The 17,430-nt window shown below is 71.7% G+C and carries 17 protein-coding genes; 9 read left to right on the top strand and 8 right to left on the bottom strand.

What is annotated here, in order from left to right:
* Positions 1–318 precede the first annotated feature (318 nt).
* From AB0I83_RS08005 to pabB, 6 genes are read left to right on the top strand one after another with little or no spacing between them, the layout of a single operon-like run.
* Positions 319–1,362 (top strand): cytochrome P450, encoded by a 1,044-nt coding sequence (locus tag AB0I83_RS08005; RefSeq protein WP_363303998.1) that lies wholly within the window; start codon positions 319–321, stop codon positions 1,360–1,362.
* Positions 1,363–1,372: 10 nt separating this feature from the next.
* Complete coding sequence (locus AB0I83_RS08000; RefSeq protein ID WP_363303997.1) at positions 1,373–2,269, top strand: UbiA family prenyltransferase; 897 nt, start codon at positions 1,373–1,375, stop codon at positions 2,267–2,269.
* A 14-nt stretch (positions 2,270–2,283) separates the two neighbouring features.
* On the top strand, positions 2,284–3,114 hold the full coding sequence (locus AB0I83_RS07995; RefSeq protein WP_363303996.1) for an arylamine N-acetyltransferase: 831 nt from the start codon (positions 2,284–2,286) through the stop codon (positions 3,112–3,114).
* 32 nt (positions 3,115–3,146) lie between these two features.
* Positions 3,147–3,311 carry a hypothetical protein gene (locus AB0I83_RS07990; protein ID WP_363303995.1) on the top strand — a complete coding sequence of 55 codons (165 nt, stop codon included), beginning with the start codon at positions 3,147–3,149 and terminating at the stop codon, positions 3,309–3,311.
* Positions 3,312–3,328: 17 nt separating this feature from the next.
* Positions 3,329–4,348, top strand: coding sequence for a diiron oxygenase (locus tag AB0I83_RS07985; RefSeq protein ID WP_363303994.1), 1,020 nt, complete (start codon positions 3,329–3,331; stop codon positions 4,346–4,348).
* 25 nt (positions 4,349–4,373) lie between these two features.
* Positions 4,374–6,443, top strand: coding sequence for an aminodeoxychorismate synthase component I (gene pabB, locus AB0I83_RS07980; protein ID WP_363303993.1), 2,070 nt, complete (start codon positions 4,374–4,376; stop codon positions 6,441–6,443).
* A gap of 223 nt (positions 6,444–6,666) precedes the next feature.
* Here the strand turns inward: pabB and AB0I83_RS07975 are convergent, their stop codons facing one another.
* The 3 genes from AB0I83_RS07975 to AB0I83_RS07965 form a co-directional block, all read right to left on the bottom strand.
* Positions 6,667–7,077: a Rid family hydrolase gene (locus AB0I83_RS07975; RefSeq protein WP_363303992.1), complete on the bottom strand. Its 411-nt coding sequence runs from the start codon at positions 7,075–7,077 to the stop codon at positions 6,667–6,669.
* Positions 7,074–8,201, bottom strand: a complete 1,128-nt coding sequence (locus AB0I83_RS07970) for an enolase C-terminal domain-like protein (protein WP_363303989.1) — start codon at positions 8,199–8,201, stop codon at positions 7,074–7,076. Before AB0I83_RS07970 ends, AB0I83_RS07975 begins: the two co-directional genes overlap by 4 nt.
* A 61-nt stretch (positions 8,202–8,262) precedes the next feature.
* Positions 8,263–9,066, bottom strand: a complete 804-nt coding sequence (locus AB0I83_RS07965) for a creatininase family protein (protein WP_356530999.1) — start codon at positions 9,064–9,066, stop codon at positions 8,263–8,265.
* A gap of 62 nt (positions 9,067–9,128) precedes the next feature.
* Between AB0I83_RS07965 and AB0I83_RS07960 the strand changes: the two genes are divergently transcribed.
* Entirely contained in the window at positions 9,129–10,067 is a 939-nt protein-coding gene (locus AB0I83_RS07960; RefSeq protein ID WP_356530997.1) for an ROK family protein, read from the top strand.
* An 11-nt stretch (positions 10,068–10,078) separates the two neighbouring features.
* Here AB0I83_RS07960 and AB0I83_RS07955 read toward each other — a convergent pair whose 3' ends face one another.
* From AB0I83_RS07955 to AB0I83_RS07935, 5 genes are read right to left on the bottom strand one after another with little or no spacing between them, the layout of a single operon-like run.
* A complete protein-coding gene (locus AB0I83_RS07955; RefSeq protein WP_363303988.1) occupies positions 10,079–10,966 on the bottom strand; it encodes an ATP-binding cassette domain-containing protein in 888 nt (295 codons plus the stop codon).
* Entirely contained in the window at positions 10,963–11,799 is an 837-nt protein-coding gene (locus AB0I83_RS07950; RefSeq protein WP_363303987.1) for an ABC transporter ATP-binding protein, read from the bottom strand. Before AB0I83_RS07950 ends, AB0I83_RS07955 begins: the two co-directional genes overlap by 4 nt.
* Positions 11,796–12,710 (bottom strand): ABC transporter permease, encoded by a 915-nt coding sequence (locus AB0I83_RS07945; RefSeq protein ID WP_356530992.1) that lies wholly within the window; start codon positions 12,708–12,710, stop codon positions 11,796–11,798. Before AB0I83_RS07945 ends, AB0I83_RS07950 begins: the two co-directional genes overlap by 4 nt.
* Positions 12,707–13,705 carry an ABC transporter permease gene (locus AB0I83_RS07940; RefSeq protein ID WP_363303986.1) on the bottom strand — a complete coding sequence of 333 codons (999 nt, stop codon included), beginning with the start codon at positions 13,703–13,705 and terminating at the stop codon, positions 12,707–12,709. The genes AB0I83_RS07945 and AB0I83_RS07940 overlap by 4 nt, the downstream gene beginning before the upstream one ends.
* On the bottom strand, positions 13,702–15,276 hold the full coding sequence (locus AB0I83_RS07935; RefSeq protein ID WP_356839641.1) for an ABC transporter substrate-binding protein: 1,575 nt from the start codon (positions 15,274–15,276) through the stop codon (positions 13,702–13,704). The genes AB0I83_RS07940 and AB0I83_RS07935 overlap by 4 nt, the downstream gene beginning before the upstream one ends.
* 54 nt (positions 15,277–15,330) lie before the next feature.
* Here AB0I83_RS07935 and AB0I83_RS07930 point away from each other — a divergent pair, with 54 nt between their 5' ends.
* On the top strand, positions 15,331–16,188 hold the full coding sequence (locus AB0I83_RS07930) for an IclR family transcriptional regulator (RefSeq protein ID WP_363303985.1): 858 nt from the start codon (positions 15,331–15,333) through the stop codon (positions 16,186–16,188).
* Between the two features lie 32 nt (positions 16,189–16,220).
* Positions 16,221–17,249, top strand: coding sequence for a serine hydrolase domain-containing protein (locus tag AB0I83_RS07925; RefSeq protein WP_363303984.1), 1,029 nt, complete (start codon positions 16,221–16,223; stop codon positions 17,247–17,249).
* Positions 17,250–17,430: the final 181 nt, after the last annotated feature.

Genomic DNA, 17,430 nt, shown 5'->3' with positions numbered 1-17,430 from the left:
TCACCCGGGTCCGCATTGCGCGTATACGCGGGATCTGCCGCACGGATCAGCCTGTAGCGATTTCAGGCGATCTCGCACTTCAGGACAGCGACTGAACGATTGTTTCACGCAGTCGTCCAGCACATCAATTCTTAGTCGTGCAATTCGCGAACCCCATGCGCGTCGCTTCTGATCCGGCGGAGGCCGTCAGTGAGTACCCCAGCTCAATTGCCTTTCGAGCAGACGAATGTGCTGCACCTCGCGCCAGGGCTTCGCACGCTCCGTTCCCAGGGTGCGGTCCATCGGGTTCGTACAGCCGGGGGCGACGACGCGTGGCTGGTGACCGGTCATGCCTGGGTGACGCAGTTGCTCGACGACGGCCGGCTCAGCCGCTCGAATCCCGATCCGCAGGCTGCGGCGAAGGACGGCGGTTCCGCGATTCTGGCGGGCCTGCTGGGCGATCTGGCGACCGACCACGGCCGGTTGCGAGCGCTGCTGGATCCGCACTTCTCACCCGACCGGATGCTGGCGCTGCGGCCCTACGTCGAGGAAGTGACCGGGCGGCTCCTGGACCAGGTCGCCGTCCAGGAGCAACCGGTGGACCTGCGCGAGGCGTTGGCGCTTTCGCTGCCGCTCCTGGTGATGTGCGAGTGGCTGGGCGTCCCCCAGGAGGACAAGGACCGGTTCGGCGGCTGGATCCAGGACGCCGCCGGCGTCGGGGACCCGGTCAGGTCCAAGCAGGGGCTGGGTGAGCTGTTCGCCTACTGCGGGCGCCTCGTCGCTGACAAGCGGCGTGACCCGGGCGATGACGCGGTCTCCAGAATCTGCGCGACCGAGGGGATCAGTGACGACGAGGTCATCGGACTGACGGCGTTCCTGCTGTTCGGTGGATATGAGACCACGGTGGCCCGCATCGGCACGTGCGTGTCGCTGTTGCTGGCCAACCCCGAGCAGTGGCAGGCCTTGCTGCGCGACCCGGGTCTCGTCCCCGGCGCGATCGAGGAGACACTGCGGATGTCGATGCCGAATCCGCACAACGGCGGCATGCCCCGGTACGCGCTGACGGACTTCGAGATCGACGGCGTCGCCATCCGGACCGGCGACTTCGTACTGTTGAACACCATCGCGGCCAACCACGACGAGGCGGTCTTCGACCGCCCGGACCGGATCGATATCACTCGCGACACGACGGGCAGCCTCGCGTTCGGACACGGTGCGTACCACTGTGTCGGCGCGACGCTGGCCCGGATGCAGCTGCAGGTGGTGCTCACCCAGCTCGTCGCGCGCTTTCCGACCATGCGCCTGGCTGTAGGTGTGGACGAGCTGAGGCTACGCCTGACCACGCTGATCGGCGGGTTGGTCCGACTTCCGGTGACATGGTGATTGGATCCTTATGCTGCACGAGATATCCAGTGGTGTAGTCACCAGGAGCCCCGCACAGGTCCGCCCGTACCTCCTGTTGATGCGGCTCGACAGGCCTACGGGATACGTGCTCTACCTGCTCCCGGGACTGTGGGCCGTGGCCCTCGCCTCCGGGCGGCGACCGGACCTGCTGACGGTGGTGCTTCTCGCGGTCGCCGCGGTGCTGGTGCGCGGGGCTGCCTGCGCCGTCAACGACGTGATCGACAGGGAGGTCGACGCCAGGGTCGCCCGCACGGTGTCGCGGCCTGTCGCCTCGGGGACGCTCGGCGTCAGGGACGCCCTCCTCTTCGCCGGCGCACAGGCCGTGGTCGCGCTGCTGATCCTGGCGGTGGTGAACGTGGAGACGGCAGTGGTCGCCGCTGCCTCGTACCCGCTGATCGTCGCGTACCCGTACATGAAGCGCGTCTTCTTCTGGCCCTCGGCGTTCCTGGCGCTGGTCATGAGCGTCTACGCGCTGATCGGCTGGACAGCGGCGACCGGAAGCGCCGACTACCGGCCCGCCGTGTACGGCCTGTACGCCGGAGGAGCCTTCTGGACCCTGATTCACGATGCCGTCTACTCCCATCAGGACAAGGAGTACGACCGCCGAATCGGCGTCAAGTCCTCCGCTCTGCTGTTCGGCAAGGCAACGAAGGCGTGGCTGGCGACCTTTGCCGTGTTCAGTGTCGGCGGCGTGCTGTGGGCCGGTTCCCAGACGTCCATGGGGTGGGCGTTCTACCTGATCGCCGCACTCGCGGGAGCCTTCCTGGCCTACCTCATCATTCGTGTGGACCTGGACGACCCGACGTCGTGCTGGGACACCTTCGTGTCCAACACCTACTTCGGCTGGCTCATTCTCGCGGCCATGCTCGCAGGACAGTTCACGTGAAAGGTGCGGTACGCATGACGGATTCGATGTGGCAGGGCAGCGGCGTCCACCTCGACGCCTACCTCGCCCGCGTGGGCTACCAGGGCGACGTGGCCGCCGACCTCTCCACGCTCCGCGGCCTGCATGCCGCACACGTCGACGCGATCGCCTTCGACAACCTCGACGCGCTGTTCGGCCGCACGGCCGTACCGCTCGATCTGGACAGTGTCCAGGACAAGCTGGTGCGGCAGGGCCGCGGCGGCTGGTGTCTGGAACACGTCGTGCTGATGGCGGCCGTGCTCGACCGCATCGGGTTCGCGTTCACGGCGCTGGCCGGCCGGACGCGCATCCGCACCGGGAGCAGGTTCGGTCCGGCCCTGCACATGGCCCTGTGTGTGGAACTCGACGGCGAACGCTGGCTCCACGACGTGAGTTTCGGTGCCTACGGGCCGCACGAGCCCATCCGCCTCGTGGAGAACGCGCGGCTGGACGGCGACTGGCCGTTCGACCTCGTCCGGGAGCCGTCCGGTGAACACGTGCTGCGCTTTCTGAGGCCCGAGGGACCGGCCGAGCTCTACGGATTCACCACGGACGTGCGCTATCCCTCGGACTTCGAGCTCCTCAACCACTTCTGCCTCACTCATCCGCGCTCACCGTTCAATCGCCAGATCGTCCTCCAGCGCACGCAGCCCCACGTGAGGCACCTCCTCGCCGGCCGCACACTCACGGAAATACGTCCCGGGAGGCCGGCGACCCTCCGGCAACTCGACGCGGACGAGATGGTGTCCGCTCCGGAGGAGATCTTCGGGATCTCCTTGGAGCCGGGCGACATCCGCACACTCCACAAGCTCGTGAGCGGCGCGTGATGCTCCGACCGCTGTTACGGCACACGCCCACCGTGAACGCTCTCGCCGAGATACGGGCCGGTGGGGTGGCCCACCGCGCAATCGGCGTGGCCGAGGCCGCCCCCGCCCCCGAGAAGGCCTTCGGCGTAGCGCTGTACCCGCACGAGATCGAATCTCTCAGGCCAAAGCTCGGTGCCGTGCGCGCCGGGCGGCTCTGACCTGGACCGAGGTCACGATGAACGACATACCCAACGAGGCCGATCCCGGTGCCACCGTGGCGCGGCGGCTGCGGTCGCTCCCGGAGCACGACCCGCACGACGCGGTGGAGAACGCCGTTCTCAGCAGGCTCGCGGGCAACTGGCACCGGCGTGCCACGGTCAAGCAGGAGGAGCCGAACCTGGACGACGTCTTCGAGGTGGACCGGCCGGACTTCCCCGACGCCTTGCTGCCCTTCCGCGAGCATCCCACCTACCTCGCGCTCGACGAGGGGATGAAGGCGCGGATCCTCGCGTGGGGCTGGATCTCGTTCAACAAGAACATCATGGACATCGAGCAGCACGTGGTGAACCCGGGCTTCGCCCTGGTCACGCAGGACGTCTTCGACACCGGCATCGACAGCGAGGCCACAACTCTCGCGGTCACCCAGGCCATGGTCGACGAGCAGTACCACACGCTGATGCATCTCAACGCGAGCGCCTTGACGCGCCGAAAGCGCGGCTGGCGGATGGCGGAGACGGCGCTGCCTCTGGCGTACAAGGCCCGCAGGCAGGCGCACCGGCTGGCCGCGGCCGGCACGGACGAGGAGCGGGCCCTGGTGTCGCTCGCCTTCACCACGGTCGCGGAGATCTCGGTCAACGCGCATCTGGACCTGATCGCCGAGAACCACGAGATCCAGCCCGTGAACCGTATGACGGCCGTCCTGCACAACCGCGACGAGTACTGCCACGCCTCGATCGCGGACACCCTCGCCCAAGAGGCTTGGAAGCACTTCTCCTCCGGGCAGCGCGGCTACTTCCTCGCCGCGCTGGCCGACGGGATGGAGGCCTTCGCCGCACACGACTTCACGACCTGGGCCAGGATCCTGGACCTGCTCGGCGTGGAGGGGGGCGAGGAGATGCTGCGGGACATCGGGAGCGCCGCCGGCGGCAAGCGGCTCCTCCAGGACTTCAGCGGGTTGCGGCAGCTGTGCCAAGAGCTGGACGTCCTGGACGCCCTCCCCTTCGACTGGTCAACGGTGTCGACCCGAACCCCCTGACCACCACCCACCCAAGGTGCTGACCATGCGCGTCCTGCTCATCGACAACTACGACTCCTACACCTACAACCTGTACCAGTTGCTGGCGAAGGTGTACGGCGTCGCCCCCGTCGTCGTACGCAACGACGCCGCGGACCCGGACCACTTCGCGCCGCACGCCTTCGACGCCGCAGTCATCTCACCGGGCCCCGGCCACCCGGCGGTACCGCGCGACTTCGGCCGCTCCCGCGATGTCCTGGAGAACTCCGGGCTGCCGGTCCTGGGGGTGTGCCTGGGACACCAGGGCATGGGTCTGCTGGCGGACGCGCCGATCGTAGCCGCGCCGGAGCCCCGGCACGGCTATCTGTCCACGATCCGGCACGGTGGCACAGGTCTTTTCGCCGGCGTACCGCAGGACTTCACGGCCGTCCGTTACCACTCGCTGAGCGTCGCCGAACCCGTGCCGACGCACCTGGAGGTCACAGCGCGCGCCGAGGACGGTGTGGTCATGGGCCTGGCCCACCGTGAACGGCCCTGGTGGGGCGTGCAGTTCCACCCGGAATCGATCTGCACGGAGCACGGTGCCCGCCTCGTGGCCAACTTCCGGGACCTTGCTCTGGCAGGGCGGGGCAGCGTCACCGGACCGTACGAGGGACGGGCCGCCGCCGCGTCCGTCCCGGTCGCGGCACCGGAGGCGTCACCGCCGGGGCTGCGCGCGGAGTACGAGATCCTGGACCGCGCCGTGGACGCGGAGGCCGCGTACCTGGCGCTGTACGGGACGAGCACCCGCGCCTTCTGGCTCGACAGCTCGCGCGTGGAAGCCGGCCTGGCCCGCTTCTCCTTCTTCGGTGCCGCCGCGGAGCCGGGAGCGGAGACACTGACCTACCGCGTCGAGGACGGGCACACCGTCGTGGACCACCCCGACGGCGCCTCGCGCCGGGAGGACGGCAGTATCTTCGACGCGCTCGACCGCCGCACCGGCCGCGTGGTCGAGGGTGCCGGGGAGCTGCCCTTCGACTTCACCGGCGGTTACGTCGGCTACTTCGGCTACGAGCTGAAGGCCGACCTCGGCGGGCAGCGCGCCCACCGGGCGGCGACCCCGGACGCCGTGTGGCTCCAGGCGGACCGCTTCGTCGCCGTGGACCACGCCGACAACCGTACGTACGTCGTCGCCGTCTGCGAGCAGCAGGACTCCGACGCCGCGCAGAAGTGGATCGGAACGGTGGTCCCCGTCCTGACCGAGCTCCCCGCCGCGCGCCAGGATGCCTACGAGCCACCGCCTCCCACCCGGCACGACGCCTCGGCGTGGCTGGCCCGCCCGCGCGCACGCTATTTGGCGGACATCCAGGAGTGCGACCGCAGACTGCGCGAGGGCGTGAGCTACGAGATCTGTCTCACCACCAATCTGCACCTGCCCGCACCGGCCGACGACCTCGTCTACTACCGGCGCCTGCGACGGCTCAACCCCGCCCCCTACTCCGCGCTGCTGCGCCTCGGTGACCTCGCCGTGTTCAGCTCCTCGCCCGAGCGGTTCCTCAAGATCGACGGCGCCCGTACGGTCGAGGCGAAGCCGATCAAGGGCACCGCGCCCCGGCACCCGGACCGGGACACCGACGAGGCCACGCGCCGTGCCCTGCGCACGGACCCCAAGACGCGCGCCGAAAACCTGATGATCGTGGACCTGCTCCGCAACGACCTGGGACAGATCTGCGAGATCGGCACCGTCACCGTCCCCTCGCTCATGGCGCTGGAGTCCTACGCCACCGTGCACCAGCTCGTCTCCACCGTCACCGGCACCCTGCGCGAGGACAGCTCCGCCGTGGACGCGGTCCGTGCGTGCTTCCCCGGCGGGTCCATGACGGGGGCACCGAAGCTGCGCACCATGGAGATCATCGACGAGCTCGAAGGCGAGGCCCGGGGCGTCTACTCCGGCGCCATCGGCTTCATCGGCTACGCGGGCACGGCGGATCTGAGCATCACGATCCGCACGGCGGTGCGCCACGACGGCGGACTGACGATCGGCGCGGGCGGCGCCATCGTGCTCGACTCCGATCCGGAGGCCGAGTACGAGGAGATGCTCCTCAAGGCCCGGACCACGCTGCGCGCCCTGCCGTAGCTCGACGTTTGTCCTCGCCTGTCACCCGACCTGCTGATCTGCGGTTCTTCCCGGGACGGAGCGGCGATTCCCGGGTGGCGGCGCTCGTCACCCACGTGCGGGTCCGGATCGCCGCGGGCTCCTGACGAGCCCCGCCGGAGCCTCCCCCGGCGGGCCGCCTGCCCTGCTCGCCCTGGCCCGTCCGCCGGCCGTGGCACGCGGGGCCCACGGCCCGCCGGTGCGGCTACGAAGCGGCGGGGGCGTCCCGGCGCAGCGCGACCACGTCGATCTCCACCAGGATGTCCATGAGGTCGGAGCCGACGGTCGTGCGGACCGGGTGGGGCGCGGTGAAGAAGGCGCGGTAGGCGGCGTCGTAGGCCGAGAAGTCACGCCTCAGGTGCTGGAGGTGGGCCGTCACCTTGACGACGTCCTGCGGGCCGAGCCCCTCCGCCCGGAGAACGGCGCAGACGTTCCGCAGGACCTGGGTGGTCTGTTCCGCGACGGTGTCCGCGACCGCGCCGGTCTCGGGGTCCTGCGGGCCGAAGCCCGAGGTGAACAGGTAGGGCCCGGCGGCGATCGCCTGGCTGTACGCCCCGGCGGGCACGGGCGCACGGTCGGTGCGGACCTCGTGACGGGCGGGGCCGGTTCCGGTCATCGGGTGAGGTCTCCTTCACGGGCGTTGACCTCCGCGTAGTGGCGGAGCTTGTCCTCGTCGACGGTGACGCCGAGACCGGGGCCGGTGGGGACGCGCAGGCTGCCGCCCTCCAGGGTGAGCGGCTCGATGATGTCGTCGGCGTGCAGGTAGTACATGGAGTCGATGGCGCGGGACAGGACGGGGGTGCTGCCGACCACGGCGAGGTGCGCCGCGGTCGCGATGCCCAGTTCACCGCCGCTGTGCAGGTTCATGCCCAGCCCGAAGGTCTCGCAGTGCGCCGCCAGGGACTTGGTGGGCGCGATGCCGCCCCACTTGTAGACGTCCCCGTGGATGACGTCGACGGCGCCCAGGCGCATCGCCGGCGCGAAGTCCTCGAAGCGTACGACGCACATGTTGGTGCAGAGCGGTATGCGGACCTTCGCCCGGACCTGGCTCATGCCCTCGATGCCGACGCAGGGGTCTTCCAGGTATTCGAGGTCCAGTTCCTCCAGGGCGATCCCGGCGCGGATCGAGTCGGGCACGGACCAGGCCGCGTTAGGGTCGACGCGCAGGTCCACGTCGGGCAGTGCGGAGCGCAGCTCGCGCAGGATGGCGACATCGCCCTGGACGTCCTTGGTGCCCTTGAGCTTGACCGCGCGGAAGCCCCCCTCGGTGGTGACCCGGAGGGTGTGCTCGGCGAGTGCGGCGGGCAGGTCGGCGGCGCCGGCCCCGGGGGCGTCGGCCCGGGTGATGAGCGCGGTGAGCGGGACCTCGTCGCGTACGGGGCCGCCCAGCAGGTCGGTGACGGACTGGCCGGTGGCCTTGCCCATGGCGTCCCAGCAGGCGACGTCGAGGGCCGCGACGGCGGCGTAGCCGAGGTAGCCGTAGAAGAACGGCACCATGTGCTGCTTGCGGTGGAAGGCCTCCAGGGCGAAGGGGCTCGTGCCGATGAGGTCCTCGGCGAGGATCTTGACGATCGCGGCGACGGGCCGCCCCCACATGGTCTCGCCCCAGCCCTCGACGCCGGTGTCGGTCCGGATGCGTACGACGGTGCGCGTCTCGCCCGTCTTCGTCTCGAAGGAGCTGGTGAACGGGTTGACCAGGGGCAGGTTCACGACGTGGACGTCGACATCGGTGATCTTCATGCTGTTCCTCGTTCGGTTTCGGGTGCCGCGGCCGGTGCGGAAGGGCGGGCGGCGGCGCGGTTCAGGGTCCGGTGCGGGTGGCGGCGTCGAAGGCGAGAACGGCGCGCGCGAGGCCGCGTGCGCGGTCGTCGAGCAGCCGTCGGCCGCTCACGGCGTCGGCGGACGACGCGTCGTCGGTCGAGCCGCCGACGCGTTCCCACTCCCCGTGCCGTTCGACAGTGAGCCCGGGGTAGGGCGGCCGGTCGAAGAGCGGAGGCGGGTCGACCGGGGCGCGTGAGGGCAGCGGCGTACGCACCAGGGCGGGGTGCGCGGCGAGCATGAGGGACGTCTCGAACCAGCCCGCGTGGCCGGGGGTGACGTCCGGCCGCCCGCCGTCCTCCTCCCCGCCGGTCACGGTCCAGTACGAGCAGGCCGCGACGGTGACCTCGGCGCGCAGGGCGAAGCGCTTGACGGCGAGCTTCATGATCTCGTCGTTTCCGCCGTGGCCGTTGACGACGAGGATGCGGCGGTGGCCGCAGGCCGCGAGCGAGTCGAGGATCTCGCCGAGGACGGCGCCGAGGGTGGTGGCGGAGAGGGTCAGCGCGGCGGCGAAAAGGTGGTGCGGGCTGTGGCCGTAGGGCAGTGTCGGCAACCGGACCAGGGACGGGGCCGCCGTCCCCCCGTCGCCGACGCCGTCCGCGTCGCCGCAGCCGTCCAGGAGGGCGAGGGCGCGGTCCACGACGGCCTCGACCAGGAGCGTGTCCGTGCCCATGGGCAGGTGTCCGGCGTGCTGCTCCTGGGATCCGACGGGGAGCAGCGCGATGGCGCCGGGTGCGGACTCCCGGGTCTCCCGCCAGGTGGTTTCGGTCAGATTCCGGTGACTCATACGGCTACCTCCCCGCAACACCCGCGTGGCAGAGTCGGCGTATGGCTCATGAACGTTCTCCCTTGCGATTGGTACCGGATCCCGTGCCGGGTCCGGAGGTGCGGGCCGGGTCCGGCACGCTGGGGGCCGTCGAGCTGCTCCCCGGCCGGGTGCGCGCCGCCCTGCTCGACCGCTCGGGCGTCGTGCTCGACCGGGCCGAGGCGGACTTCGACACGGGTTCCGCGTCCCCCGCCCCGGTGGACGGTGCCCTCGCCCGGGTGTCGGCCGTCTTCGAGGGGCGCGCGCCCTCGGGGATCGGGGTCGCGGCGGCGGGGTTGGTCGACCCGGTGGCCGGCCGGGTGATCGAGATCGACGAGGCGCCCGCGCTGCGCGGCTACCGGGTGGCCGACCGCCTGCGGGAGCTGACCGGCGCACCGGTGCGGGTCGAGCACCGCGCACGGGTCCAGGTGCTCGGGGACCGCTGGTTCGGTCCGGGCCGCGGGCGGCGCTCCTTCGCGTCGGTGTCGACCGGCGAGGTCCTGGGGGTGGGCATCCTGTACGAGGGTGAGGTCCTGGCTCCGGAGGGCGGCCGCAGCGGCGCGCACATGACGGTGTCGGCCAGTGGTGAGCCGTGCACCTGCGGGCGGCGCGGCTGCTGGAAGGCGGTGGCCACCACCCGCTGGCTGAGGCAGCGGGCCGAGGCGCTCGGCCTCGGGGCCGCGGGCGCCTCGCTCGGAGCGCTGGTGGCCTCGCGCGATCCGGCGGCGCGGTCCCTGGTGGCGGAGTACGCGGAGAACCTGGTGCTGGGCCTCGCGACCGTCCAGCAGCTCTTCGCCTGCGGGCTGTTCGTACTGCACGGGGAGGCCCGCGAGGGCGGTGAACCGTTCCGGGCCCTGGTCGAGGCGCGGCTGCGTTCCGACGCGCAGGGCGGCGGCGAGCTGCCCCGGGTCGTGGTGAGCGAGGCCGCGGTGGACGACGTCGCACTGCTGGGAGGGGCGGGGCTCGTCCTGTCGGGCAGGTAGTGGCGCGGTGGTCACGCGCGCTCCCGCTCCGAGGCGGCGGAGCGGGCGGCCGACTCCGTCTGGGGGGTTTCCGGGGCCGCCCGGCGGCGGGTCCTGCGCGCCTTCGCGGGGTCGGGGACGGGGACGGCGTCCAGGAGCTGCCGTGTGTAGGGGTGTGCGGGGTCGGTGAACACCTGTCGGGCGGTTCCCACTTCGACGATCCGGCCCTCGCGCATGACGGCGACCCGGTCGGCCACCTGGCGTACGACGGCGAGGTTGTGTGACACGAACACGTAGGTGAGTCCGAGGCGTTGCTGGAGCTCGGCGAGCAGGTCGAGGACCCGGGCCTGGACGGACACGTCGAGCGCGCTGGTGGGCTCGTCGAGGACGACGAGGCGGGGTTCGAGGCCGAGCGCGCGTGCGATGGATATCCGCTGGCGCTGTCCGCCGGAGAACTCGTGGGGGTAGCGGTCCAGGATCGTGTCGTCGAGCCCGACGTCCTGGAGGAGCTCGCCCACCCGCTGCCTGGTCCAGGCCCTGCCCCGGCGGCCCCTGGCCCGCGGGTCGTGGGTGACGAGTGGTTCGGCGACGATGTCGACGATCCTCAGCCGGGGGTTCATGCTCGAGTAGGGGTCCTGGAGCACCACCTGCATCTGGCGGCGGACCTCGCGCAGCGCCTTGGCGTCGAGGCCGAAGAGGTCGGCGCCGTCGAAGCGTACGGTGCCCGAGGTCGGTTCGAGCAGGCGCAGCAGCAGCCGGGTCAGCGTGGTCTTGCCGCAGCCTGACTCCCCCACCAGGGCGAGGGTCTCCCCTTCGTGGACCGTGAGGCTCACGTCGTCGACGGCGATGCTTCCGGGACGGCCACCGAACTCCTTCCGCAGAGCGTCGAGTTCGAGCAGAGGCGGAGCTGTGGCGGTCATCCGGCGGTCTCCAGTCGGGGTGTCGCTTCGAGCAGTTGACGGGTGTACGGGTCCGCCGGGCGGGCGAAGACGTCGTGGACGTCCCCGCTCTCGACGGCCCGCCCGTGGTGCATGACCACGACGCGGTCGGCGGTCTCGGCGACGACGCCGAGGTCGTGGGTGATGAGGACGACGGCCATGCCGTGCCGTTCCTGGAGCCCGACGAGGAGGTCGAGGATCTGGCGCTGCACGGTGACGTCCAGGGCCGTGGTGGGTTCGTCGGCGATGAGGACGCGGGGGCGGGCGACGAGTGCGGCGGCGATCATGACGCGCTGGCGCAGCCCGCCCGAGAGTTCGTGCGGGTACTGCCGGTAGCGGCGCTCGGGGTCGGGGATGCCGACCTCGTCGAGGGCGGCCAGGGCGGCCGCCCTGGCCTCGGCCCTGCTGTGGGCACCGTGGTGGCGCAGGACCTCGGCGACCTGGTTGCCGACGCGTTGCAGGGGGTCGAGGCTGGTCATCGGATCCTGGAAGATCATCGAGATCTCGGCGCCGCGGATGCGGCCCAGTTCGCGCTCGCCGCGGCCGAGGACGTCCCTGCCGTCGAGGAGGATCTCGCCGCCGGCGTAGACGCAGGGCGGTTCGGGGTTGAGCCGGAGGGCGGACAGTGCGGTGGCCGACTTGCCGCTCCCCGATTCGCCGACGACGGCGAGGGTCTCCCCGGGTGCGACGGCGAGGCTGACGCCGCGCACCGCGTGGACGGTCGTGGTGGCGAGCCGGAAGTCGACGCGCAGGTCGTGGATCTCGAGGACCGGGGACGGCGCGGTGGGCCCGTGGCCGGAGGTGGTGGATGTCATCGGCGGTAGGCCTTCGGGTCCGCGACGTCGCGCAGCGCGTCGCCGGTGATGTTGACGGCGAGGGAGGTGAGCATGAGGGCGATGCCGGGGAAGACGGCGACCCACCAGGACGTGCCGAGGTAGAGCTGTCCGTCGGCGAGCATCGAGCCCCAGGTCACTGTCTCCTTGGGTACGCCGAGGCCGAGGTAGCTGAGGGATGCCTCGGCGACGACGGCCGCGGCGACGTGGAGCGTGCCGATGGTGGCGAGCGGTGCCATCACGTTGGGCAGCAGATGGCGTCGCATGATCGCGGTGTGGCCGACCCCGATGGCGTGGGCCTCGGTGATGAAGTCCCGGGACCGCAGGGACAGGACCTCGGAGCGGACGACACGGGCGTACGACACCCAGCCGGTCACGCCGAGGACGAGGACGACGTACCAGAGGCCCGAGCCGAGGAAGCCGACGACCGCGAGGGCCAGCAGGATCGCGGGGAAGGCCAGTTGGACGTCGGCGAGGCGCATCAGGACGCGGTCGGGCAGGCCGCCGAAGTAGCCGGAGGCGAGGCCGACGACGGTGCCGATGACTCCGGCCAGCAGGGCCGCGCCGGCGCCGACGAGCAGCGAGACGCGGGTGCCGTAGACGACGCGGGAGAGCAGGTCGCGGCCGAGCTGGTCGGTGCCCAGGAGATGGGCGCCGCTGCCGCCCTGCTGCCAGGCGGGCGGTCGGAGCCGGACCAGCAGGTCCTGCGCGGCGGGGTCGGCCGGCGCGATGAGCGGGGCGAAGAGCGCGCAGACCACGACGAGCACGAGGAAGGCGAGGGCCGCGACGGCGAGCCGGTTGCGCAGCAGGGTCCGCAGTGCCGCGGCCCGTTGGGCGGGGGCGGTCGGGGCGCGGGTGTCGGAGAGTGCCGGGTTCGGGGAGACGGTCGTCATCGGGAGGTCCTCACCCTCGGGTCGAGGAAGCTGTAGGAGAGGTCCACGAGCAGGTTCACGACGACGAAGGTCGCGGCGAAGAGCAGCACGGTGGCCTGGACGAGTGGGAAGTCTCGGTTGGAGATGGCCTCGATGGTGAGCTGTCCGACGCCGGGCCAGGAGAAGACCTGTTCGGTGAGGATGGCGCCGCCGAGGAGGCTGCCGACTTCGAGGCCCACGACGGTGACGACGGGCAGCGAGGCGTTCCGCAGCCCGTGGGTGAGGACGACCTTGACGGGGCCGAAGCCCTTGGCCCGTGCGGTGCGGATGTGGTCGGCGCCCAGTACGTCGATGAGCGAGGAGCGCAGCAGCCGGGCGACGACGGCCACCGAGTACACGGCGAGGGTCACGGCCGGCAGCACGAGGTTGGCGAAGGTGCCGTAGCCCGAGGCGGGCAGGGCGTGCAGGCCGACCGCGAAGACCAGGATGAGGAGGATGCCGACCCAGAAGGGCGGGGTGGACTGGCCGAGCAGGACGCCGGTCATGACGGTCCGGTCGGCGGCCCTGCCGCGGCGCATCGCGGCGTAGGTCCCGGCGGGCAGGGCGACGACGAGGGTGACGACGAGGGCGCCGGCGGCCAGGAGGAGGGTCGCGGGGATGCGGTCGGCGAGGACGGCGCGCACCGGCTGGTTGTAGAAGAGGGAGTCGCCGAAGTCGAGGCGCGGGATGCCCCACAGGTAGTCGAGGTACTGCGTGACCAGGGGGCGGTCCAGGCCGAGGCTGTGGCGCAGGACGCTCTCCTGCTGGGCCGTGGCGTCCGGCGGTAGGAGCACCTTGACCGGGTCGCCGGAGAGCCGTACGAGGAAGAAGGCGACGGTCGCGGTGCACAGCAGGACGAGCAGTGCGGTGCCCACGCGTGCCGCTACCGTCCGCAGGAGGAGGAGTGCCTCGCGCCGGGGTGCGGCGGGGCGTTCGCTCTCCTCGCCGGGGGCGGGCGGTGTGAGGAGCTCGGTCATCGGGAGACCTCCGCGCTCGCCATGTCGAGGACCCCGGCGAATCCCGGTGTCCAGCGGGGGCGTTCGTTGCGTGCGTAGATGTTGTCGATCTGGAAGAGGGGCACGAACGGCGCCTCGGCCTTGACGAGCCGCTGGAGGTCCGAGAAGGCCCGTCGCCGGGTTCCGGGCTCGACGGAGAGTTCCTCGAGGTCGACGAGCCGGTCGGCCTGTGCGTTGTGCCAGCGGCTCTGCCGCCGGTCGCTGCGCACGTTGGACTGGATCATGCTCTCGCCGTCGAGCGTCCAGACGGTGGACGCGGCCAGGTACATCGGCCCCAGCGCTCCGTGGTTGTCGGAGGTGAGGCGCTGGGCGTAGGTGCCGGGGTCGAGCAGGTCGACCCGGGCGTGGACACCGGCTCGGTCGAGGAGTCCGGCGATCGCCTCGGCGACGTTCGCGTCCACGTTGGAGGCGGTGAGGGTGGTGCGGAATCCGTGCGGGTGCCCTGCCTCGGCGAGCAGGGCCCGGGCGGTCGCGACGGACCGGGTGAAGGGCTCGACGGCGTCGTCGAAGCCGAACGCGCCGCGCGGGATCATCGCGGGGACCTCGGTGGCCTTGCCTCCGAGGACCGCCTTGATGAGCAGGGGCACGTCGACGGCGTGGTTGAGCGCCCGCCGCACCCGGACGTCCCTGAGCGGCCCTTCGGTGAGGGTGTCCAGGGAGAGGTACGAGGTGCGGATCCCGGTGTGGTGGTCGAGGCTCACGCCGGTGTAGCCGTCGAGCTGCTGGGCCGCGTCGGGGGTGAGCCCGGCGACGAGGTCCACGCCTCCGCTCTGCAGGGCGGCGAGCGCGGAGGACGCGTTCGGTGCGGGGGTGAAGACGAGTTCGTCGAGCGCCGGCCTGCCCTGCCAGTGCTTCCCGTAGGCGCGCATCCGCAGTTCGTGGTCGCGCTTCCAGCTCACGAAGGTGAAGGGGCCGGTGCCCACGGGGTGCGCGGCGAAGCCCTCGTCGCCGACCTCGTCCAGGTAGCGCGGCGGGACCACGACCCCGCCGAAGAGCGACACCTTGTCGGGCAGGATCGGGTCGTGGACGGTGGTGTGGAGGTCCACGGTGAGCGGATCGACCGCGGTGACGCCCTCGACGTAACGCAGTTCCACGATGGGTGACTTGGTCGCCGGGTCCAGCAGGCGTTCGATGCTGGACTTCACGGCCGCGGAGTCGCAGGGCTCGCCGTTGTGGAAGGTGACTCCGGGCCGCAGCCGGAAGCGCCAGACACGGGGCGAGACGGCCTTCCAGGACAGGGCCAGCCGGGGGCGCAGGCTGTTGTCGCGGCCCCGGACGGTGAGCGTGTCGAACATGTTGATCAGGGCGTTCATCGACATCATGTCGCCCTGCTTCTGCGGGTCCATGGTCTTGGGGTCACTCGTCTGGGAGACCCGAAGGACGTTGCCCGCGCCGGCCGCCGGGTCGGTGCCGCAGCCGGTGAGCAGTCCCGGTGCGGCGACCGCGGGGAGCAGCGCGCTGCCGTACCTCAGGACCGTCCGGCGGGAGGGACGACTGCGTTCCCGAGTCCACCCTCCACGTATTCGTTCCATGAGACAACACATCCGTTCCGGCAGATGGAATGCAGTGGGGGTAAGCTAGGCGACATGGGGAAACAGGTCAATAGCCGTTCGAGCGAACAGCCGCCTGCGGGCCAGGCTGTCGAACACTCCGTCATGGGCCCTGTGGACAAGGCGATGGAGGTCCTGTCCGCGCTGACGGAGACGGGTGCGCCGCACCGCCTGGCCGATCTGGCCCGGCGTACGGGACTCACCAAACCCACCGTGCACAGGCTGCTTCGCGGCCTCGCCGCGTCCGGCTTCGCGGAGCCCGGGGAAGGAGGGAGCTACCGTGCGGGGCCCCGGCTGCTCGGCCTCGCGGCAGCCGCTCTCGAAAGCGGCCCCGGACTGCGCCTGATCCGGCCCGTGCTGGCCGAACTCCGCACGCGTACGGGCCTGCTCGCGCACTACGCCGTGCGCGACGGGACCGCCGCGGTCTGCCTGGAGGCGTCCGAGCCCGCCCGGGAGTACGCCCTGGAACTGCGCCCGGGGTCCCGCGCGCCCCTGCTCCTCTCCGCGCCGGGCCTCGCGATCCTGGCCGCCCTGCCCCCCGCCGACACCGAGCCGGCCTTCGCGGCCCAGGAGGAGGCGGGCCACCACCTGCCGGTGCCGGCCGCGACCCTGCGGGAGGAGATCGCGGCGGCGGCGGAACGCGGGTACGCCCTCGACGACCAGTACGAGCAGGAGGACCGCCGCGCCCTCGCCTCGGCCGTGACCGACGCCGAGGGCCGGGTCGTCGGGGCGGTCGCGCTCACCGGTCTCGTGTTCACGCTGGACCGGGCCGGTGTCGAGCTGTACGGCCCGATGGTGCGGGCGGCGGCGCGCTCGGTGTCGGCCGGGCCGGGCCCGGGCGGGCGGGCCCGCCTCACGGTGGCCCACGGCGGGGCACGGAGCGGGGACCGGTGAACACAGGGGCGAAGAGGACGGGAGATCCGCGGGTGACAGGTGAGGGCGAGCGAGCGGCACTGCTGGCGGACGGCCGGGGGCGGCGCCTCTACTCGGGCGCCGCCTGGTCGGTGGGCACCGCGCGGGGCCCGGTGGACCGCGGATGGCTGGGCAGCAGGAGCTGGGGCGGGGCCGAGCTGGACGGCACGGACCTGTGGGACCTCGCCTCCGTGACCAAACCCGTCGTGGGCCTGGTCGTCATGGCGCTCGCCGAGCGCGGCGCGCTGCCCCTGGACGGCACGGTGGGGCAACTCCTGCCGCGCTACCGGGAGACGGACAAGGCGCCGCTGACCGTCACGGAACTCCTGGCCCACACGTCGGGCATGCCAGGACGGGTTCCCATGTACCGCGACCACCCCACCCGGGAGTCCCTGCTGAACGGGCTCGGGACACTGCCGCTGCGGTCCCGGCCCGGCGTGCGGGTGGAGTACTCCTCGCAGGGCTTCATCCTGCTCGGCCTGATCGCCGAGCAGGCGTCGGGCCAGGGGCTGGACGCGCTGGTGGCCGAGCTGGTGTGCTCCCCGCTCGGCCTGGAGGACACGTGCTTCACCCCCGGTCACGCGGAGCGCGCACGCGCCGTCGCGACCGAGCACTGCCCCTGGCGCGGCAGGACGCTGGTGGGCGAGGTCCACGACGAGAACGCGGCAGTGCTCGGCGGGGTCGCGGGCCACGCGGGGCTCTTCGCGACCCTCGCCGACACCGAGCGGCTCACGGTCGCCCTGGCGGGCGGCGCGCGCGAGCTGTTGCGCCCGGAGACCTTCGCGCTGATGACGGCCCCGCACACGGACGGGCTGAATCTCCGCCGCGCCCTCGCCTGGCAGGGCCAGGACCCGGCCGACTCCCCGGTCGGCCCCTCCTTCGGGCCGACCTCGTACGGCCACACCGGATTCACCGGCACGAGCCACTGGGTCGACCCCGCCACGGGGCGCTACGCGGTGCTGCTCACGAACCGGGTCCATCCGACACGGGAGGGCGACGGCATCACCGGGCTACGGCGGGAGTTCCACTCGCTGCCGGTCTGAGCCGTGGGGCGCGGCAGCCGTGGCCCGCACGGGCCCGGCCGCCGCGCCCCCGTCAAGCCCACCCCGGAGCCGGACTCCGCCCGCCCTCGCCGGCGGCGCGCTCGGCGCAGCACGCACCGTCAACTGGACTGGTATGGGCGGTTTTTCGCCACAGTGCGACCGTGCTGGCATATGCCTTCCC

The sequence above is a fragment of the Streptomyces sp. NPDC049970 genome (assembly GCF_040660235.1).
In the GTDB taxonomy this organism is placed as follows: Bacteria; Actinomycetota; Actinomycetes; order Streptomycetales; family Streptomycetaceae; genus Streptomyces.
This window is presented reverse-complemented; position numbering and strand designations above follow the sequence as displayed.